At 68.6% G+C, this 18,909-nt stretch carries 14 protein-coding genes; 9 read left to right on the top strand and 5 right to left on the bottom strand.

Translation table 11 applies throughout. The annotated features are described in order from the left end of the window. The first annotated feature begins 1 nt into the window (after window position 1). The 3 genes from BLR51_RS10760 to trhA all read left to right on the top strand — a co-directional run bounded on the left by BLR51_RS10760 (window position 2) and on the right by trhA (window position 3,375). On the top strand, window positions 2-427 hold the full coding sequence (locus BLR51_RS10760) for a hypothetical protein (RefSeq protein WP_089846743.1): 426 nt from the start codon (window positions 2-4) through the stop codon (window positions 425-427). Then, on the top strand, window positions 424-2,613 hold the full coding sequence (locus BLR51_RS10755; RefSeq protein ID WP_089846741.1) for an FAD-dependent oxidoreductase: 2,190 nt from the start codon (window positions 424-426) through the stop codon (window positions 2,611-2,613). Before BLR51_RS10760 ends, BLR51_RS10755 begins: the two co-directional genes overlap by 4 nt. Before the next feature lie 114 nt (window positions 2,614-2,727). Next, window positions 2,728-3,375 carry a PAQR family membrane homeostasis protein TrhA gene (gene trhA / locus BLR51_RS10750; protein ID WP_089846739.1) on the top strand — a complete coding sequence of 216 codons (648 nt, stop codon included), beginning with the start codon at window positions 2,728-2,730 and terminating at the stop codon, window positions 3,373-3,375. Between the two features lie 197 nt (window positions 3,376-3,572). On the opposite strand, the gene BLR51_RS10745 is transcribed toward trhA, so the two are convergent. Both BLR51_RS10745 and BLR51_RS10740 read right to left on the bottom strand, forming a co-directional pair. Next, window positions 3,573-4,682, bottom strand: a complete 1,110-nt coding sequence (locus BLR51_RS10745; RefSeq protein ID WP_089846737.1) for a CaiB/BaiF CoA transferase family protein — start codon at window positions 4,680-4,682, stop codon at window positions 3,573-3,575. Then, entirely contained in the window at window positions 4,682-5,902 is a 1,221-nt protein-coding gene (locus BLR51_RS10740; protein ID WP_089846735.1) for an acyl-CoA dehydrogenase, read from the bottom strand. The genes BLR51_RS10745 and BLR51_RS10740 overlap by 1 nt, the downstream gene beginning before the upstream one ends. A gap of 116 nt (window positions 5,903-6,018) precedes the next feature. Between BLR51_RS10740 and BLR51_RS10735 the strand changes: the two genes are divergently transcribed. Further along, window positions 6,019-6,909, top strand: a complete 891-nt coding sequence (locus BLR51_RS10735) for a LysR substrate-binding domain-containing protein (protein ID WP_089846732.1) — start codon at window positions 6,019-6,021, stop codon at window positions 6,907-6,909. A gap of 291 nt (window positions 6,910-7,200) precedes the next feature. On the opposite strand, the gene BLR51_RS10730 is transcribed toward BLR51_RS10735, so the two are convergent. Further along, entirely contained in the window at window positions 7,201-9,306 is a 2,106-nt protein-coding gene (locus tag BLR51_RS10730; protein ID WP_242656712.1) for a hypothetical protein, read from the bottom strand. Between the two features lie 139 nt (window positions 9,307-9,445). On the opposite strand from BLR51_RS10730, the gene BLR51_RS10725 reads away from it, so the two are divergent. After that, window positions 9,446-10,135 carry a thiamine diphosphokinase gene (locus BLR51_RS10725; RefSeq protein WP_089846731.1) on the top strand — a complete coding sequence of 230 codons (690 nt, stop codon included), beginning with the start codon at window positions 9,446-9,448 and terminating at the stop codon, window positions 10,133-10,135. Here the strand turns inward: BLR51_RS10725 and BLR51_RS10720 are convergent. Beyond that, window positions 10,056-10,997: a DMT family transporter gene (locus BLR51_RS10720; protein WP_089846730.1), complete on the bottom strand. Its 942-nt coding sequence runs from the start codon at window positions 10,995-10,997 to the stop codon at window positions 10,056-10,058. The two genes, BLR51_RS10725 and BLR51_RS10720, sit on opposite strands and share 80 nt — an antisense overlap. 191 nt (window positions 10,998-11,188) lie before the next feature. Between BLR51_RS10720 and secG the strand changes: the two genes are divergently transcribed. Next, the gene (secG, locus tag BLR51_RS10715) at window positions 11,189-11,569 is read left to right on the top strand and encodes a preprotein translocase subunit SecG (protein ID WP_089846728.1); all 381 of its coding nucleotides are present in this window, start codon (window positions 11,189-11,191) and stop codon (window positions 11,567-11,569) included. A 171-nt stretch (window positions 11,570-11,740) separates the two neighbouring features. Next, window positions 11,741-13,384, top strand: coding sequence for a CTP synthase (pyrG, locus tag BLR51_RS10710; RefSeq protein ID WP_089846726.1), 1,644 nt, complete (start codon window positions 11,741-11,743; stop codon window positions 13,382-13,384). Between the two features lie 19 nt (window positions 13,385-13,403). Here pyrG and BLR51_RS10705 read toward each other — a convergent pair whose 3' ends face one another. Continuing rightward, the gene (locus tag BLR51_RS10705; RefSeq protein WP_242656711.1) at window positions 13,404-16,250 is read right to left on the bottom strand and encodes an FAD-binding and (Fe-S)-binding domain-containing protein; all 2,847 of its coding nucleotides are present in this window, start codon (window positions 16,248-16,250) and stop codon (window positions 13,404-13,406) included. Between the two features lie 65 nt (window positions 16,251-16,315). On the opposite strand from BLR51_RS10705, the gene BLR51_RS10700 reads away from it, so the two are divergent. Both BLR51_RS10700 and ggt read left to right on the top strand, forming a co-directional pair. Further along, on the top strand, window positions 16,316-17,239 hold the full coding sequence (locus BLR51_RS10700; RefSeq protein ID WP_089846724.1) for a LysR family transcriptional regulator: 924 nt from the start codon (window positions 16,316-16,318) through the stop codon (window positions 17,237-17,239). A gap of 16 nt (window positions 17,240-17,255) precedes the next feature. After that, the gene (gene ggt / locus BLR51_RS10695; protein ID WP_089846722.1) at window positions 17,256-18,902 is read left to right on the top strand and encodes a gamma-glutamyltransferase; all 1,647 of its coding nucleotides are present in this window, start codon (window positions 17,256-17,258) and stop codon (window positions 18,900-18,902) included. Window positions 18,903-18,909 lie beyond the last annotated feature (7 nt).

Here is an 18,909-nt window from a genome sequence, read left to right as displayed (position 1 = left end):
CATGACCGAGGCAGAGTTCCGCGCCTTTCTGGACGACATCTCGGCCTGCTTCACGCGGTTCGATTTCGCCCTGTGGCGGTCGCGGATCCTGCTGCCCTTTTCGCTGGTCACCCGGGACGGCCCGGTGCTGCTGCCCGACGAGGCGGCCTTGGCGCGGAATTTCGAGCTTTATCTCGAGTCCGAACGCATCCTCTGCGTCGACGAGGTGTATCGCCGCCCGATCTCGCTGGAAGACTGCCGCGACGGCACATGGATCGGCACCTATGAAACGCAGCTGCTGTGCCGGGGCCAGCGCGTGACGCCGCCCTATATCTCCTCCGCGCTGATCCATGCCACCCCGGAGGGCTGGCGCATGTCGTCGATCCTCAACGCGCTTGGCCATCACAGCTGGACCGGCACCCATCCCACACGCGAGGGCAAGACATGACCGATTTCACCCTGATCCCAGATGCCGAGGGCGTGGCGCTGATCGTCTGGGACACGCCCGGCAGATCCATGAACGTGATGAGCCTTGACGGCTTTGCCGAGCTTGACGCGCTGATCGCGCAGGCGCTGGCGGATCCCGCCATCCGGGGAATCGTGATCACGTCCGGCAAGCCGGACAGCTTTGCGGGGGGCATGGATCTGGGCGTGATCGCGGCGATGCGCGACGGCGGCGGGGACGACCCCGCGCGTGGGCTGTTCGACGGGGTGATGCGGATCCATGCCGTGCTGCGCCGCATCGAACGCGCCGGGATGGATCCACGGGGCAAGGGCGGCAAACCCGTCGCCTGCGCCCTGCCCGGCACCGCCCTCGGGCTTGGCTTCGAACTGCCGCTGGCCTGCCACCGCATCTTTGCCGCCGATCAGCCCAAGGCCAAGATCGGGCTGCCCGAAATCAGGGTCGGCATCTTCCCCGGCGCGGGCGGCACCACGCGGCTGGTGCGCAGGCTCGGCGCCATGGCCGCCGCCCCCTATCTGCTGGAGGGCAAGCTGCTGGATCCCGCCCGGGCCAAGGCGGCAGGCCTGATCGACGAGGTGGTCTCCGATCCGGTCGCCGCCGCCCGCGACTGGGTGCTGACGGCCAAGGAGGCCGATCTGGTGAAGCCGTGGGATCAGAAAGGCTACCGGATGCCCGGCGGCGCGCCCTATCACCCGGCGGGGTTCATGACCTTCGTGGGCGCCTCTGCCATGGTCATGGGCAAGACCAAGGGGGTCTATCCCGCCGCAAAGGCGCTGCTCTCGGCGGTCTATGAAGGCGCGCTGGTGCCGTTCGACACCGCGCTGAAGATCGAGGCGCGCTGGTTCACCCATGTGCTGCTCAACCCCTCCTCCACCGCGATGATCCGGTCGCTGTTTCTCAGCAAGCAGGCGCTGGAAAAAGGCGCCAGCCGTCCCGCCCTGCCCGATCAGGCGGTGGCGAAGCTGGGCGTGATCGGCGCGGGCATGATGGGCGCGGGCATCGCGCTGGTCGCGGCACAGGCGGGGATCGAGGTGGTGCTGCTCGACCGCACGCCCGAGGCGGCAGAGAAGGGCCGCGCTTATGCCGCAGCCACGCTCGACAAGGGCATCGCCCGCCGCAGGACCACGCCCGACCAGAAAGACGCCGTGCTGGCCCGCCTCACGACCGGCGCCGATCATGCCCTGCTTGCGGGCTGCGATCTGGTGATCGAGGCGGTGTTCGAGGATCCGCAGATCAAGGCCGAGGTGACGCGCGCCGTCCTCGCCCACCTTGGTCCGGACTGCATCTTTGCCACCAACACCTCGACCCTGCCGATCACCGATCTGGCCCGCGCCTCCGACGCGCCGGAGCGGTTCATCGGCCTCCATTTCTTCTCGCCGGTGGACAAGATGGCACTGGTGGAGATCATCCGGGGCAAGGCCACCGGCGAACATGCCGTGGCCAAGGCGCTGGATTTTGTCCGCCAGATCCGCAAGACCCCGATCGTGGTCAATGACGCGCGGTTCTTCTACGCCAACCGCTGCATCCTGCCCTATCTCAACGAAGGCCTGCGGCTGCTGCGCGAAGGCACGGCCCCCGCCCTGATCGAAAACGCCGCAAAACTGGTCGGCATGCCGCTCGGCCCGCTGCAGCTGGTGGACGAAACCTCCATCGACCTTGGCCTGAAGATCGCCAAGGCCACCCGCGCCGCCCTGGGCGACGCCTATCCCGATGCCGAGGTCGAGGCGGTGCTGGCCCGCATGGCCGAAGCGGGGCGTCTGGGCCGCAAGGCCAAGGCGGGGTTCTACGGCTATGACGAAACCGGCAAGCGGCTCGGCCTCTGGGAGGGGCTGGGCCAGCACTGGCCGCTGGCAGACCACCAGCCCGACCTGCAGGAGGTGCAGGAACGGCTGCTCTTCGTGCAGGGGCTGGAAGCGGTGCGCGCGCTGCAGGACGGCGTGCTGACCGACATCCGCGAAGGCGATGTGGGCGCGATCCTTGGCTGGGGCTTCGCGCCATGGTCGGGCGGCCCCTTCGGCTGGCTCGACATGCTGGGCGCGCCCTATGCGGCAGAGCGGTGCGAGGCTCTGGCGGCCCGCCATGGCCCGCGTTTCGCCTGCCCGGCGCTGCTGCGCGACATGGCCGAGGACGGGCGCCGCTTCTACCCCGCCCAGGAGGATCAGGCCGCCTGAGCCCGGCCCGCTCGCGGCGGCTCGCGCGGTTTTGACCGCAGCACCGCCGCCGCTGTGGCGGGTCTCCGCGTTGGGAGGGCAGAGGGCCTTCCGCCCCCGTCAGGACACCCGCCGATGACCCGTTACATCCTGCAGCACAGCCTGCGCGAACAGATCGCCGATGGCGTCCTGCTCGTGCTCGGCGTGGCGGCAGCCATCGCCGGGGTCACCGGCCTTCTGGTCTGGGCCAGCCTCACCGGGCGCGGCGACAGCTTCTGGCCGCTGGCGCTTTACGCGCTGGGGCTGATTGCGTCCTTTTCCCTGTCCGCCGCCTACAACCTCACGCTGCACGCCCCCAGCCGCGCCATCCTGCGCCGCCTCGACCATGCGGCGATCTTCCTGCTGATCGCGGGCACCTATACGCCGCTGGCGCTGCTCGGGCTCGGCGGCTGGCAGGGCACGGCGCTGACACTGGCCACATGGGGGCTGGCCCTGATCGGCCTCGTGATGAAGCTATGCTTTTTCCCGCGCTGGGACCGGGCGGGGTTCGTGCTCTATCTCGGACAGGGCTGGCTGGGCCTGCTTGCCATCTGGCCGCTGGTCCACAGCCTGCCACCCCTTGCACTGGCGCTGCTGCTGGCAGGGGGGCTCACCTATACGGTAGGCACGGTCTTCTACCACCGCGACGGGCTGCCCTATGCCCGCGCCATCTGGCACCTGCACGTGCTGGCCGCCGCCACCGCGCATTACGTCGCGGTGATCCTCGTGACGCAGACGCACTGACCCTTCATCTTGCCCCTAAACTCCGGGGGAGCCTGCGCGCCAGCGCAGGCGGGGGCAGAGCCCCCTCCCTTACCTTATAGCCTGCCTGTGGCAGGCGGGGGCAGAGCCCCCTCCCTTACCTTATTGCCTGCCTGTGGCAGGCGGGGGGCAGAGCCCCCTCCCTTGCCTCTTGGCTGCCTTTCGCAGACGGGCTCCGGTCAGCCCGCGCCCAGCTTGGGCGCCGCGCGCAAGGGCGCCAGCGGCGTGTCGGAAAACCGGATCGGCGTGCGGATGCCCGGCACGCCCTCGGCCTCGATCGCCATGCCGCGCGCCACCACCTGCGGATCGGCAAAGACCTGATCCAGCGCGTTGATCGGCCCTGCAGGCACGGTCGCCGCCTCCAGCGCCGCCAGCAGCGCCTCGCGCTCCCAGCCTGCAAGCGCCGTCACCAGCGCCGGGCGCAGCAGATCGCGATGCGCCACCCGCGCCTCGTTGGTGACAAAGCGCGGATCCGTGGCCAGATCCAGCCCCAGCACCCCGCAGAGCCGGGCGAACTGCCCGTCATTGCCCACCGCCAGAATGATCTCGCCGGTTCCGGTCGGCAGCACCTCATAGGGCGCGATATTGGGATGGGCATTGCCCAGACGGCGCGGCGCCCGCCCGGTGGCGAGGTAATTCATGCCCTGATTGGCCAGCACCCCCACCGCCACGTCCAGCAGCGCCATGTCGACCAGCTGGCCGCGCCCGGTGCGCGCCCGCGCGGCCAGCGCCGCCTGAATGCCGATCACCGCATAAAGCCCGGTGAAGATATCGGCAAAGGCCACGCCCACCTTCTGCGGATCGCCCGCCGGATCGCCGGTCAGATCCATCCAGCCCGCCATGCCCTGAATCAGGAAATCATAACCCGCCCGTTCGGCATAGGGCCCGTCCTGCCCGAAGCCAGTGATGGAACAGTAGACCAGCCCCGGATTGACCTCGCGCAGGCTGTCATAATCCAGCCCGTATTTGCGCAGGCCGCCCAGCTTGAAATTCTCGATGACCACATCGGCCCCGGCCACCAGCTCGCGCACCTGCGCCTGACCTTCCGGCGTGCGGAAATCCACCACCACCGACCGCTTGCCGCGATTGGTGGCGTGGAAATAGGCCGCAGACCGGTCGCCCTCGCGCTCGATGAAGGGCGGACCCCAGCGCCGTGTGTCATCGCCGTCGGGCGATTCCACCTTGATGACCTCGCAGCCCAGATCGGCCAGCACCTGACCCGCCCAGGGGCCGGCGAGGATGCGCGCCAGCTCGATGACGCGCACCCCCTGCATCGGCGGCAGCTGCATCAGAAAAACGCCTGCAGGCCGGTCTGCGCACGGCCAAGGATCAGCGCATGCACGTCATGCGTGCCCTCATAGGTGTTCACCGTCTCAAGGTTGGCGGCATGGCGCATCACGCCATATTCGATCTGGATGCCGTTGCCGCCATGCATGTCCCGCGCCATGCGCGCGATATCCAGCGCCTTGCCGCAGTTATTGCGCTTGATCAGCGACACCATCTCGGGCGCGGCGCGGCCCTCGTCCATCAGCCGACCCACGCGCAGCGCCGCCTGCAGGCCCAGCGTGATCTCGGTCTGCATGTCGGCGAGCTTTTTCTGGTAAAGCTGCGTGCCGGCCAGCGGCTTGTTGAACTGCTTGCGGTCAAGCCCGTAGCTGCGCGCCTGATGCCAGCAGAATTCCGCCGACCCCATCACGCCCCAGGCGATGCCATAACGCGCGCGGTTCAGACAGCCGAACGGGCCTTTCAGCCCCTCGACATTGGGCAGCAGCGCGTCTTCGCCCACTTCCACATCCTCCATCACGATCTCGCCGGTGATGGAGGCGCGCAGCGACAGCTTGCCGCCGATTTTCGGCGCCGACAGGCCCTTCATGCCCTTTTCCAGCACGAAGCCGCGGATCTTGCCGCCATGCGCCTCGGACTTGGCCCAGACCACGAAGACATCGGCAATCGGCGCGTTCGAGATCCACATCTTGGATCCCTTCAGCACATAGCCGCCCTCGGTCTTGATGGCGCGGGTCTTCATCCCCGCCGGATCGCTGCCCGCATCGGGCTCGGTCAGCCCGAAACAGCCGATCCATTCGCCGGAGGCAAGCTTGGGCAGGTATTTCATCCGCTGCGCCTCGGTGCCATAGGCATAGATCGGATACATCACGAGGCTGGACTGCACCGACATCATCGACCGGTAGCCGCTGTCGACCCGCTCCACCTCGCGCGCGACCAGACCATAGGCCACATAGCCCGCGCCGATGCCGCCATATTCCTCGGGGATGGTCGATCCCAGCAGGCCCAGCTCGCCCATCTCCGCAAAGATGGCGGGGTCGGTTTCCTCGCTCATATAGGCCTGCTGGACGCGCGGCAGCAGCTTCTCCTGCGCAAAGGCAAAGGCGCTGTCGCGGATCATCCGCTCTTCTTCCTCAAGCTGGCTGTCGATCAGGAACGGATCCTCCCACGAAAAAGAAGAGAGGTCGGGCCGTTCCTTGGGCTTGAGATGCGTGAGATCGGTCATGGCAGGCTCCTTGCTGGATTTGCCCGCAGCCTAGCCGCGCGCGCCCTCCGACGGAAACGATTTAATTTGCGCACATCATGCGGAAAACTCATAATCGGCGGCAAGGAGCCCTCAGCATGCGCAAACCCTATACCCCCAGCGTCGGCGAGCTTGACGCCTTTGTCGCCTGCGCCCGGCGCGGCAGCACCACCATGGCCGCCGAAAGCCTGAACCTGACGCAAAGCGCGATCTCCCGCTCTCTGACCGCGCTGGAGGACCGGCTGGGCGTGGCGCTGTTCCTGCGGGTGCGGCAGCGGCTGGTGCTGTCTGCCGCCGGTCACGCCTTTCTGCCGCAGGCGGAATCGCTGCTGCAGCAGCTTGATAGCGCGGCCATGGGCATCATGGCCTTTGGCGGGCGCGACACGGTGCTGCGGCTGGCGGTGCTGCCCAGCTTCGCCCGCAGCTGGCTGATCCCGCGGCTGCCGGGATTTGCGCAGGCAGCGCCCGAGACCAGCCTCGATGTCTCCGCCCGGCTTGATCCTGTGGATTTTGCCCGCGACCCGTTCGATCTGGCGCTTATGCGCAGCCAGCATGAAAGTGCCGGAACCCATGCCGAACCCGTGCTGGCCGAGGATCTGGTTGTGGTCGCGGCCCCCGTGCTGATGGCCGGACGCGCCCAGCTGTCAGAGACCGACCTGCTGGATCTGCCGCTGCTGCAGCAGTCGACCCGCCCCACGCTCTGGCTCGACTGGTTCCGCGACAGCGCCACCGATGCCCGGCGCATCCTGCGCGGCGCGCGGTTCGACCATTTCGACATGGTGCTGGATGCGGCGCAGGCGGGTCTGGGCGTGGGGCTCGTGCCAGAGATTGTCGCCCGCCCGGCGCTGGCCGCAGGCACGCTGTGCCTCGCCGCGCCGCGCCGCTTCGGCACCGGTGAAAGCTACGCGCTGATCGTGCCGGAACGCAGCCGCGACATGCCGCAGGTCGACGCCTTCCGCCGCTGGCTTCTCGCCGAAATCGCCCACTGACCCACCGCGCCGCGCATAGACCTTTCCCCACCGTCGTCTCCCGACCCGCCTCTTCTGACCACAAATATCCCGGGGGAGTCCGCGGCACGCGGACGGGGGCAGAGCCCCCTCTTGCTACCTTTGTCCGCCTGTGGCGGACGGGGGCAGAGCCCCCTTCCCCTGTATTTTCCGCCTGTGGCGGACGGGGGCAGCGCCCCCGCTCTCCCCCCCCAACCCGTCCCCCGTCTGCCCACATGACAAAAGCGGCGGAGCCCTGCTCCGCCGCCCTCACCTGTTTGCACTGCGACGGGGTCAGCCCGCCGCGCGGCTGGGTCTGAAGCTGATGCGCTCGGACACGGTGAAGCGTCCGCCTTGGGTCTTCTCGATCTTGCCCTCGCGCAGCAGCTGGCCAAAGCTGCGCAGCCGGTCTTCGCGGCTCGATTCCCGGGCCTCCACCTGACGCACCTTGGTCATCAGCTGCGGGCGCGAGAACTGGTCGCGGCCCTCGACAAAGGACAGATAGGCGGCGGCGGCCTCCAGAAGCTCCGGCAGATCGCGGGCGCCGACGCTGTCGGCATAGGCGGCAAAATCGCCCTCGGGCTCTGCGGCATCCACGGGCAAATCGGCCTCCAGATCGGCCAGCGTCACCCGCCGGGGCCGGGCCGGGGCCTCTGCCGCCACGGGCTCGGGCTCCACGCGCTGTTCGGCCACCAGCTTCAGCGGGGCGGGGCGCAGCGGCTCGGCGGGACGTTCGGTCGGGCTGACCGACAGCTGCGGGCGGCGCGGGCGCACCGCATTGGCCAGATCCTCGCGATAGGGTTCAAAATCCTCCTCGCTGTCGCGGCGGCGGCCCAGCAGCCGGTCGGCGCGGGTGGCGGCGACGGCGGCGCGCAGATGCGCGATGGCGCTGCGGCGGCGGTTGCCCTCGGGCTCCTGCATCTGGGTGTTGGTCTCGTCCAGAATGCGCGAGGCATCGGTGTCGCCCACGCTCTGCTCGGTCAGCATGACCCGCGCCGGGCTCGACATCTTGACCGCCTTGCGCACGTCGTCATGGGCAAGCTGGTCCAGATCGATCTCGTCCTCCTCCTCCGAGGTCGCGGCGGCGGCGGCCACGGCTGCCGGAGCGGCAGCGGCAGCGGCAGGGAGCGTCGCGGCGGGGGCATCTTCCCATTCGTCCTCCTCCCACTCGTCCTCGTCCCAATCCGAGGCTGCGGGCGCGGGCTGCGGCTGAGCGGCCACCGCTGCGGGCGCGCTGGCACGCAGGGGCGCGGGCGCATCGACCATGTCCCAGTCATCCGCGTCGTCATCTTCCTGCCACGCACCGTCCATATCGGCGCGCAGCTCCGCCTTTACGGCGGCAAGCTCGCGGGCAAGCTCGGCCTCGTCTTCGGGGCTGAGGCTGCTTTGCGGGGCGGGCGCGGGCTCTGCCGCCGCAGCCTCGAAGGCGGAGCGCTTGACCTGCACCACGCGCACGCGGCGGGGGGCGGCGGGCTGCGGTGCGGGCGCGGCTTCGGCGGGTTCGGGCGCCACAAGCTCGGCCTCGGGCGCATCAGGCTCGGCGATCAGCGCCGCCTCGGCGGCGGCGGTTTTCTCCGCCAGCGTGCCCAGCAGGGCGGAGACGGAGGCGATGGTGTCCTCGTCCTCGTCTTCGTCCTCGTCGCGCAGCGCCGCCTCGGGTGCCGCACCACCTGCCACCACGGCACGGATGCGGCTCAGCTTTTCGGCCACGCTCTCGGCACCTGCGGATCTGTGGCCCGTTTCCGGCCCGGCGGAGACATCGCCAAAAAACGCGGCCTCGGCTTCCAGACTGTCATCGCCCGCCGACATCTCCACCGGCATGTCGAGCAGCAGCGGCGCGGGATCGGACAGGACCAGCGGGCGGCTTTCCGGCGCGGCCTGCTCGGCTGCGGCACGCGCTGCGGCGGAGGCGGCCAGCGCCTCTGCCGCCTCTTCGGCGGCAAGCTCTGCGGCCCGGCGTTCCGCCTGTGCCAGCGCCGCCTGCATCTGCGCATCCAGCGCGGACTGGCGGGCGGCCTCTTCGGCACCGTCATCATCGTCGGCAAGCTCGGCCTCGGCCACGGCGGGCTCCGGCATCCGCGGGGCGGCGCGCTGGATCGTGGGCCCGGCGGCCAGCGCCGCACTCAGCGCCTGCGCCGAGGAGGCACCCCCCGCCGCCAGCGGACCGCGCAGGGTCAGCGACCCGTCTTCGGTTTCGGCGCGGATCTGCGCCTGCATCAGATCCGCAGCCAGTTCGGGATCGAATTGTGGCGGTTCGGCACCAAAGAACCGGTCTTCCCGAACCACCCCGCGAAAGAAGTGCGTCGTGTCCTTGACCACTGCCAGCGGATCCTCGAACCCTTCCGCGGTACAGGAAAAGGTGCCGTAGGAAACCGTGAGGATCTTGCTTGAACTCGCCATCATCTGCTCACTTTCAATCGCTCTCGTAACTGGTCGTCTACCACGTTTACCAAGACCAAAGCCGACCGAATCTGCGGTGTTCAGGGTATCATTTTGTGACCTGAATGTGGCCTGTTTCCTTTGAGGCGAATAATACCGGATGAAACATAGCATTGTTCACAGTCTGACGCCGGTTCTACTGGTCGGAGGCGGCGACTGCGCCCCGGATCAGCTGGGACCGCTGGTCCGCCGGGCGGGTGCGGTGGTGGCGGCGGATGGCGGCGCGGAGGTTTTGTTAAGCTCCGGTCACTTTCCCGATGCCGTGATCGGCGACATGGATTCCCTGTCCGACGCGGCGCGCGCGCGCCTGCCTGCGGACCGGCTGCACGAGATTTCGGAACAGGACAGCACCGATTTCGACAAATGCCTGCGCAGCATCGAGGCGCCGCTGGTCTGGGGCGCGGGGTTTCTGGGCGCGCGGCTGGATCACCAGCTTGCGGCGATGACCGTGCTGGCCCGCCATCCCGACCGGCGCTGCGTGCTGATCGGGGCGGAGGATGTGGTGATGCTGGCCCCGCCGCGCCTGTCGCTGGATCTGGAGCCGGGCGCGCGGTTTTCGCTTTATCCGCTGGGTCCGGTCACCGGGCGCAGCACCGGGCTGCGCTGGAACATCGACGGTCTGGACTTTGCGCCCGACCGGATGACCAGCACCTCCAACGAGGTGGCGGCGCCTCGGGTGGATCTGTGGCTCGACGCGCCGCGCATGCTGCTTATTCTGCCGGTGGCGGCGTTTCCGGAACTGGAACGGGCGCTGGAACGCTCGGACGCGCGGTGGCCCGCTCCCGCATGAGGATATAAAGCCCCGCCGCCATGATGATGAAGATGCCCAGCGTGGCCAAGCCGTTGGGCAGATCGCCAAAGATGAAGAAGCCAAGCGCTGTGGCGATGGGCAGTTCCAGATATTGCAGCGGCGCCAGAGTGGCCCCCGGTGCGAACCGCAGCGACCACGTCATCAGCAGATGCGCCAGCGTGCCGAAAAGCCCGATGCCGAGGATCATGCCCCAAAGCCCCGGCTCCGGCGGCTGCCAGCCGAAGCCCGGCACGGCGCTGCCGGGCAGCAGCCACAGCACCGGGGCCACGACCGCCATGGCCACCAGCCCCGACACCGCCTGCAGCGAGATGGCATCGACCTCGCGCGCGATCTGGCGCGTCACCAGCATGAAGAAGGCGAAGTTCACCGCCACCCCCAGCGGCAGCAGCGCGGGCCAGCCCACCTCGCGGAAGGCGGGCTGCACCACCATCAGCGTGCCCACGAAGCCCACGGCGCAGGCGCCCATGCGGCGGATGCCCACCTCTTCGCCCAGCAGGTAATGCCCCAGCAGCAGCATCAGGAAGGGCAGCACGAAGGCGATGGCGATGGCATCGGCCAGCGGCAGGTAGCGCAGCGAAAAGAACATCAGCGCCACACCCAGCATGTGCATGGCGGTGCGCAGCAGCGTCAGGCCAAAGACCCGGCGCCGCATCCGCCAGACCCGCCGCGTCAGCACCATCACCGGCAGCAGCACCAACGCCTGAACGGCAAAACGCAGGAACAGCAGTTCCCCGATCGACACCCGGTCGCTCAGCAGTTTCGCCATGGCATCCCCCATCGGGGCCACGACGCAGAACCCGAGCATCAGCAAGATGCCAAGGAGGGGTCGATCCTGTTGCATAAAAGCCCGCCTTACCTGTTCGGTCGCCTCAACCCACTACCCTAGCCACGTAGGGTCAAAAGGGAATACACTCCTTGCGGGAGGGTCGGACCGGCTTCGCGCCGTGTCGTGCCTTGCCGGGTTGCGTGTGCCGCAGCCTTCGCCTACATAGCCCGGCAACATCCCGAACGCCCGAAAGCCCGAGACGCCCCATGGAAAACGTGATCCTTATCGTCCACCTCCTTCTTGCGCTTTCGCTGATCGGCGTGGTGCTGCTGCAGCGCTCCGAAGGCGGTGGTCTGGGCATGGGGGGCGGTGGCGGTGCCATGAGCGCCCGCGGCGCAGCAACCGCCCTTGGCAAAGTCACATGGATTCTTGCCGCAGCCTTCATCGTGACCTCGATCACGCTGACGGTTCTGGCAGCCAGTGACGCCGCAGGCGTTTCGGTCATGGACCGGCTGAGCGGCAGCGCGCCCGCCTCCGAAACCGGGGATGGCACCGCGCCGCTGGACACCGACTCGCTGCTGCCGCCGCCTTCGGCTGGTGACACGGGCGATGCGGATGCGCCGCTGGTGCCCCGCGCCGCCGACTGAGCCGGAATACGCTCACCAGAGCTTGAGGACCGCTGCCCGGCCGCAACAGCATCTTGCGGTTGGCTGGACAGGGCGGTCCGAATCTTTTATAGGTGGACTCCCGTGATGCTGCGGTCAAATCAGGCCGCGGGTGTTCAATTCATGCAGACAAATCACGGGGTTGCCTTGCCCATGGCACGTTTCATCTTCATCACCGGCGGTGTCGTTTCGTCTCTGGGCAAGGGGCTCGCTTCGGCTGCCCTTGGTGCCCTGCTGCAGGCCCGCGGGTTTTCCGTGCGGCTGCGCAAGCTTGATCCTTACCTGAATGTCGATCCGGGCACGATGAGCCCGTTCGAGCATGGCGAGGTCTTCGTGACCGATGACGGCGCGGAAACCGATCTGGATCTTGGCCATTACGAACGCTTCACCGGCGTGCCGGCGCGGCGCAGCGATTCCATCTCTTCGGGCCGGATCTACATGAACGTGCTCGAAAAGGAGCGGCGCGGCGACTATCTGGGCAAGACGATTCAGGTCATTCCCCACGTCACCGACGAGATCAAGGACTTCATCCGCATCGGCGAGGATGAGGTGGATTTCATGCTCTGCGAAATCGGCGGCACGGTCGGCGACATCGAGGGCCTGCCCTTCTTCGAAGCAATCCGCCAGTTCGCGCAGGACAAGCCGCGCGGCCAGTGCATCTTCATGCATCTGACGCTGCTGCCCTATATCAAGGCCAGCGGAGAGCTGAAGACCAAGCCGACGCAGCATTCGGTCAAGGAACTGCGCAGCATCGGTCTCGCCCCCGACATCCTCGTGTGCCGCTCCGAAGGGCCGATCCCGCAGAAGGAACGCGAAAAGCTTGCGCTGTTCTGCAACGTGCGCCCCGACAGCGTGATCGCGGCGCAGGATCTGTCGTCGATCTATGACGCGCCGCTGGCCTATCACCGCGAAGGTCTGGATCAGGCAGTGCTGGACGCGTTCCAGATCACCCCTGCCCCGCGCCCCAACCTTGCCAAATGGGAAGATGTGTCCGAACGCATCCACAACCCCGAAGGCGAGGTCAATGTCGCCATCGTGGGCAAATACACCCAGCTGGAAGACGCCTACAAATCCATCGCCGAGGCGCTGACCCATGGCGGCATGGCCAACCGGGTCAAGGTCAAGGTCAGCTGGGTCGATGCCGAGCTGTTCGAACGCGAGGATCCGGCCCCCTATCTGGAAGGCTATGATGCCATTCTGGTGCCGGGCGGTTTTGGCGAACGCGGCACCGAGGGCAAGATCAAGGCGGCGCAGTTCGCCCGCGAACACAAGGTGCCCTATCTGGGCATCTGTCTGGGCATGCAGATGGCGGTGATCGAGGCGGCGCGCAATGTCGCGGGCGTGGCCAAGGCCGGGTCCGAGGAATTCGACCACGAAAAGGGCGAAAAGCGCTTCGAGCCGGTGGTCTATCACCTCAAGGAATGGGTGCAGGGCAACCAGCGCGTCAACCGGACCGTCGCCGATGACAAGGGCGGCACCATGCGGCTTGGCGCCTATGACGCGGTGCTGACCGATGGATCCAAGGTGGCAGGCGTCTATGGCACCACCACCATCGACGAACGCCACCGCCACCGCTACGAGGTCGACATCAAGTATCGCAAGGCGCTGGAAACGGCGGGCCTGTGCTTTTCCGGCATGTCCCCCGATGGCCGCCTGCCCGAGATCGTGGAATGGCCGGATCACCCGTGGTTCATCGGCGTGCAGTTCCACCCCGAACTGAAATCCAAGCCCTTCGATCCGCATCCGCTGTTCAAGGATTTTGTCCGCGCCGCCAAATCGGTGTCGCGTCTGGTCTGAGCCGGGGCTGCCGGGGCCGTCAGAGCGGCCCCAGCAGATCGGCCACATGGCCCAGCGGGTGACGCAGCGCGTCGCCCGACAGCCGCTCCGCCTGACAGCGGCAGGAAAACCCCGTCGCCAGAACCGGCAGATCGGGGCTCATCTGATCCCGCCATGACAGGTCAAAAAGCCTGCGCGACACCGGCTGGTGCCGGGTCTGATGGCCGAACAGCCCCGCCATGCCGCAGCAGCCCGTGGCCGGGGTCTGCAGATCCACCCCCAGCGCCGCAAAGATCCCGGCCCAGTCCGCCGCCGCCTGCGGATCGGCGGTGGCTTCGGTGCAATGCGACAGCAGCCGCGCGCGCCCAGGTTTCGCCTGCGCAAACCGCCGCCCCGCCGCCAGTTCGGCGCGCAGGAACTGCTGCGGCATCAGCACGTCCGGCACGGCGATCCCGTCCCGAGCATATTCCTGCCGCAGCATCAGGCCAAAGGCGGGCTCGAACGCCACCAGCGGCGCGCCTGTGGCCGCCGCGCGCTGCAAGAGCGCGGCGAGCCGCCCCGCCATGGCGCGAAAGCCGCGCAGATCGCCCGCGCCATGCGCGGCCTTGCCGCCCGGCAGCATCTCCAGCAGCCGGGGCCGGTATCCCAGCGCCGCCAGCCCCGCCACCACATCGCGCTGCACCCGGTCATCAAACAGCGCGGTAAACCAGTCCTGCACAAGGATCACCGTGCCCTCGGGCAAGGGCCCCGACAGATCGCGCGCGCGCAGCCGCAGCGCGCCCGGCTGCGCGGCGGCCAGACGGCGCGGCAGATCGGTGCTGCCGGTCAGGCGTTCGGCCAGCGGCACCAGCGCGGGCCAGACCGGACGCAAGAGCGGCGCCAGCCGCATCGTCAGCGGGCTAGCGCGCTCGGCGGCCAGCACCAGCCGGTCGGACAGGCTGCGGGCGTGGCGGTCGTGATAATCCGCCAGAAAGGCGCTGCGCATGGCGGGAATGTCCACCTGCACCGGACAGCTGGAGGCGCAGGCCTTGCAGCCCAGACAGGTGTCGAGCACACCCAGCAGATCCGCTTCGCGCTGCGCCAGATCGGGCGCCCCTTCGGCGCGGGCGCGATGCCAGCCGCGCAGCGCGTCGGCCCGGCCCTTGGGGCTGTGGCGCAGATCGGCGCTGGCCTTGAACGACGGGCACATCGGCGTGGTCGCGGCATAGCTCAGGCATTGCGCATTGCCGTTGCAGCGGAAGGCGCGGGTCAGCGGGTCGCCCTTGGGCGCGTTGAACGGGCGGAAAGGCGTGGTGTCGATGCCAAGGATCGTGCCTTCGCCGCCCACCAGCTTGCCCGGATTGTAGCGCCCCTGCGGGTCGAAAGCGGCCTTGACGCCCTGCAGCGCGGCATAGGCCTCCGCGCCGATCCAGTCGCGCAGATAGGCGCCGCGCACCCCCTTGCCGTGTTCGCCCCAGAAGATGCCGCCATGTTTGCGGGTCAGCGCATAGACCGCATCCGACACCGCCTTCAGCCGGGCGCGGTCGGTGGCGCTGTCGATGTCGAGCGCAGGGCGGATATGCAGGCAGCCCACATCCACATGGCCGTACAGCCCGAATTCCAGCCCCTGCGTGTGCAGCGTCTCCAGAAAATCATCCAGAAAGGCGGGCAGGTTTTCCGGCGGCACCACGGTATCCTCGACAAAGGCGACGGGCCGCGCCCGTCCCTCGACCTTGCCCAGAAGCCCCACCCCCGCCGAGCGCACCGCCCAGAGCGCGCGGATCTCCTCGGCATCCTGCGCCACATGCACGGCGCCCAGTCCGGGCAGGCCGCGCAGGATCGACAGGCCGTCGGCCATGCGGCGATCCACCTCGGCGGCGGTGCCGTTGATTTCGATGAACACGAAGGCGACGCGCCCCGCCGCCCCCTCCTGCAGCGCGGGCGGCAGCCGGGTCAGCAGCCCCGCCTCCTGCGCCAGAGCCTGCACGCGTTCGTCCATCACCTCTACCGCCGTGGGATCGGCGGCCAGCAGCGGCATGGCCGAGGCCAGCGCCGCGCGGATGCCATCGAACCCCGCCACGATCAGCCGCTTTTCCGGCTCGATACGCCGCAGCTTGACCCGGATGGCGGAGATCAGCCCCAGCGTGCCTTCGGATCCGGGAAACAGCCGCCACCAGTCGAACCCGCCGCTTTCGGGGCAGGCCCGCTCCAGATCATAGCCCGTAAAGCGGCGGTTGATGCGGGGGGTCGCCGCGATGAAGGCCGCGCGCCCGGCCCGGCCCGCCTGTTCCGCCGCCGCCAGCATCGGCTGCGCCCAGTCCGGGGCGGGATCAAGGCTGCGCAGCAGACCTTCGGGCCGCGCCAGCTCCAGCCCCAGCAGGTTGTCCGAAGTCTTGCCATAGATGCGCGAGCCCTTGCCCGAGGCATCGGTGCTGACCATGCCGCCAATGGTGCAGCGCGAGGAGGTGGAGGCCTCCGGCGCGAAGAACCAGCCCGAGGGGCGCAGCCGCGCGTTGAGATCATCCAGCACCATGCCCGGCTGCACCTCGGCCCAGCCTTCGGTCTCGTCCACCGCGATCAGCCCCGCCATATGCCGCCGCGTGTCCACGATCACGCCCGCATTCAGGCTCTGGCCATTGGTGCCGGTGCCGCCGCCGCGCGCCGTCACCGGCATCCGGGCAAAGGCGGGCTGCTCCATCACCTGCAGCAGCGTCACCATGTCGGCGGCATCCATGGGTGCCACCACCAGATCCGGCGCGATGCGGTAGACGGAATTGTCGGTGGCCATCGCCTCGCGCAGCGCGCTGTCGCGGCTGACCTCGCCCCGGAACCCGGCCCCGGCCAGCGCCGCTTCCAGATCAGAGACCTGCGCCTGCGACATGTGCGGAATTTCGGCATTGTCCTTCATCTGGCGACCTCTGGCTGGTGGACTCTGTTGATTTCTGCCGCATTTTGTCATAAAATCCGAATAACATGAAGATGATTGCGGAAAAACAGAATATAAACTTCCGACATCTGCGCGCCCTGCACGCGGTGGCCGCCGAAGGATCGTTTTCCGCCGCCGCCGAAAGCCTGGGCGTCGTGCCCTCGGCCCTGTCGGAACTGATGCGCCAGCTGGAAGCCTCGGTCGGCGCGCCGCTGTTTGACCGGCGCAGCCGTCCGCCGGTGCTGACGCCGCTCGCGCGGGATTTTCTGGATGACACCACGCCGCTGCTGGACGGGATGGACCGCGCCCTGACCCGGCTGCGGCAGAGCGCCGGGCTGGAAGAGGGCGAGCTTCTGCTTGGCGCTTCGCCCTCGGCCATCTCGGAACTGCTGGCGCCGGTGCTGGCGGAGTTCCTGCGCGGCCGTCCGGGGCTGCGCTGCACCCTGCATGACGACATCGCCGAACGGCTGGCGGGCATGGTGTCGGACGGGCGGCTTGATCTGGCCATCGCGGGCCGCGCGCAGCAGTCGCCCGACCTGCGCCAGCGCGCCATCCTGCGCGATCCGGTGGGGCTGGCCTGTCCGGCGGGCCATGGCTTTGCCGAGGCCGGAGAGGTGGCGCTGGCCGATATTCCGGCGGCGGATCTGATCGGGCTCGACCCCGAAACCGGCACGCAGCACCTGCTGGCCGGATGTGAGGCAATCCCCCGCGCCTTTCTGCAGACCCGGCTGCGGGCACATTCCACCGTGGCGCAGCTGTGCATGATCCGCGCCGGGCTGGGGCTGGCGCTGCTGCCGCGCAACGCGGTCGCGCTGTTCCGCGATCCCGGCATCGTCTTCGTGCCGGTGGCGGGGCTGGATCTGTGGCGCACGCTGCATCTGCTGGAACCCGCCCGCCGCCCGCTGACCGAAGCCGCCCGCGCCTTTGTCGAGGCGCTGGAAACGACCGTGCCCGCCCTGACCCAGCCCTGACCCAAAGAGGCCTGCCATGTCCCCTGCCCTGCCCTTCACCTGCCGCAAGGCGCCTGCCACCGGATCGGGCGGCATGGTGGTCACCAATCACCCGCTGGGATCCGCCGCAGGCCACGAGATGCTGGCAGCGGGCGGCAATGCCGTGGATGCGGCGGTGGCGGCGCTGCTGGCGCTGACCGTGGTGGAGCCGATGATGGTCGGCATCGCGGGCGGCGGCGTGGCGCATCTGCGCCTGCCCGACGGGCGGCACAAGGTCTATGACTGCCTGTCGCAGGCCGGTGCCGCCGCCACGCCTGACATGTTCCGCCCGGTCTCTGACGCGCTGCCCAATTACATGGAGGCCGAAGGCCGCGCCAATCTGGTCGGCCCCGGCGCCGTGGCGGTACCGGGCAACCTTGCGGGCTGGTGCGCGATGCAGGCCGAGCATGGCGTGCTGCCCTTTGCCGAGGTCATCGCCGCCGCCATCCGCCATGCCGCCGACGGCTTCCGCATCACCGCCTATCTGACCAGCAACATCGAACGCCATGCCGAGGATCTGGCGCAGGATCCGGGCATGGCGGCGCTGTTCCTGCCCGGCGGCGCCCCGGCACGGCCCGGTCACCGGCTGGTGCAGAGCGCCTATGCCGAAAGCCTGCGGCTGGTGGCGCAGCAGGGCGCGGGCGCGCTGCATGGCGGCAGCTTGGGTCAGGCGCTGGTCGATTTTCTGGGCGCCGCAGGCCATCTGACGCTGGACGACCTGCGCGGCTACACCCCGCGCGAACGCCAGGCGGTCTTTGGCAGCTATCGCGGCTTTGACATCGCCGGGCCGCCGCCGCCCGCCTCCTCGGGGGTGCATGTCGCGCAGATGCTGCACATGCTCGAAGGCTACGATCTGGCCGCCATGGGTTTTGACAGCCCCGAACGGCTGCACCTACTGGCAGAGGTGATCCGCGTCGGGTTCGAGGACCGCCGCGCCGCGTCCGGGGATCCGGATTTTGTCGACATCCCCGTGGAAAAGCTGATCTCCAAACCCTATGCCGAGGCCTGCCGGGCGCGGCTGCGCGAGGTGGGCGGCGCGGGCGCCGTGGCGCCGGGCTATGAAAGCCGCAACACCACCCATGTGACCGTGGCCGACCGCGACGGCGGCATCGTCTGCGCCACCCACACCATCAACGGGCTTTTCGGCGCGCGCATCATGGTGCCGGGCACCGGCATCATCCCCAACAATTACATGTATAATTTCGACCCGCATCCGGGCAAGGCGCTGTCGGTCGCCCCGGGCAAGCGGGTGCCCACCTCCATGGCGCCGATGATCGTGCTGAGGGACGGCGCCCCCGCCTTTGCGCTGGGTCTGCCGGGCGCGCTGCGCATCTTCCCCTCTGCCCTGCAGGCCATCGTCAACCTGATCGACCATGGCATGACCCCGCAGCAGGCGGTGGAGGCGCCCCGGCTCTGGACCGAGGGCGGGCATCTGGAACTGGAGCCCGGCTATGCCCATCACGCCGAGGCGCTGCGCGCGCGCGGCCATGACGTGCAGCTGGTGCCGCATGTGGGCGGCGGCATGAACGCCATCGCCTTTGGGCCGGGTGGTGAAATGACGGGCGCCGCCTGCTGGCGCGCTGACGGAACCGTGTCCGTGCTGGGCGGCGGGCTGGCGGAGGCGGGAATTTCCTTCCATATCTGACCCGGGA

Origin of the sequence: Salipiger marinus, from assembly GCF_900100085.1 — a bacterium.
Taxonomy (GTDB): domain Bacteria; phylum Pseudomonadota; class Alphaproteobacteria; order Rhodobacterales; family Rhodobacteraceae; genus Salipiger; species Salipiger marinus.
The sequence above is the reverse complement of the archived record's forward strand: the minus strand, read 5'-3'. Positions and strand labels throughout refer to the sequence as shown.

Bases quoted from the DNA above. Each gene is read 5' to 3' on its own strand.
- pyrG (WP_089846726.1), top strand. From the start codon at position 11,741: ATGGCACGTTTCATCTTCATCACCGGCGGTGTCGTTTCGTCTCTGGGC.
- BLR51_RS10725 (WP_089846731.1), top strand. From the start codon at position 9,446: ATGAAACATAGCATTGTTCACAGTCTGACGCCGGTTCTACTGGTCGGA.
- BLR51_RS10700 (WP_089846724.1), top strand. From the start codon at position 16,316: ATGAAGATGATTGCGGAAAAACAGAATATAAACTTCCGACATCTGCGC.
- BLR51_RS10730 (WP_242656712.1), bottom strand. From the start codon at position 9,306: ATGGCGAGTTCAAGCAAGATCCTCACGGTTTCCTACGGCACCTTTTCC.
- BLR51_RS10740 (WP_089846735.1), bottom strand. From the start codon at position 5,902: ATGACCGATCTCACGCATCTCAAGCCCAAGGAACGGCCCGACCTCTCT.
- BLR51_RS10720 (WP_089846730.1), bottom strand. From the start codon at position 10,997: ATGCAACAGGATCGACCCCTCCTTGGCATCTTGCTGATGCTCGGGTTC.
- BLR51_RS10735 (WP_089846732.1), top strand. From the start codon at position 6,019: ATGCGCAAACCCTATACCCCCAGCGTCGGCGAGCTTGACGCCTTTGTC.
- trhA (WP_089846739.1), top strand. From the start codon at position 2,728: ATGACCCGTTACATCCTGCAGCACAGCCTGCGCGAACAGATCGCCGAT.
- BLR51_RS10705 (WP_242656711.1), bottom strand. From the start codon at position 16,250: ATGAAGGACAATGCCGAAATTCCGCACATGTCGCAGGCGCAGGTCTCT.
- BLR51_RS10755 (WP_089846741.1), top strand. From the start codon at position 424: ATGACCGATTTCACCCTGATCCCAGATGCCGAGGGCGTGGCGCTGATC.
- BLR51_RS10745 (WP_089846737.1), bottom strand. From the start codon at position 4,682: ATGCAGCTGCCGCCGATGCAGGGGGTGCGCGTCATCGAGCTGGCGCGC.
- ggt (WP_089846722.1), top strand. From the start codon at position 17,256: ATGTCCCCTGCCCTGCCCTTCACCTGCCGCAAGGCGCCTGCCACCGGA.
- BLR51_RS10760 (WP_089846743.1), top strand. From the start codon at position 2: ATGACCGAGGCAGAGTTCCGCGCCTTTCTGGACGACATCTCGGCCTGC.
- secG (WP_089846728.1), top strand. From the start codon at position 11,189: ATGGAAAACGTGATCCTTATCGTCCACCTCCTTCTTGCGCTTTCGCTG.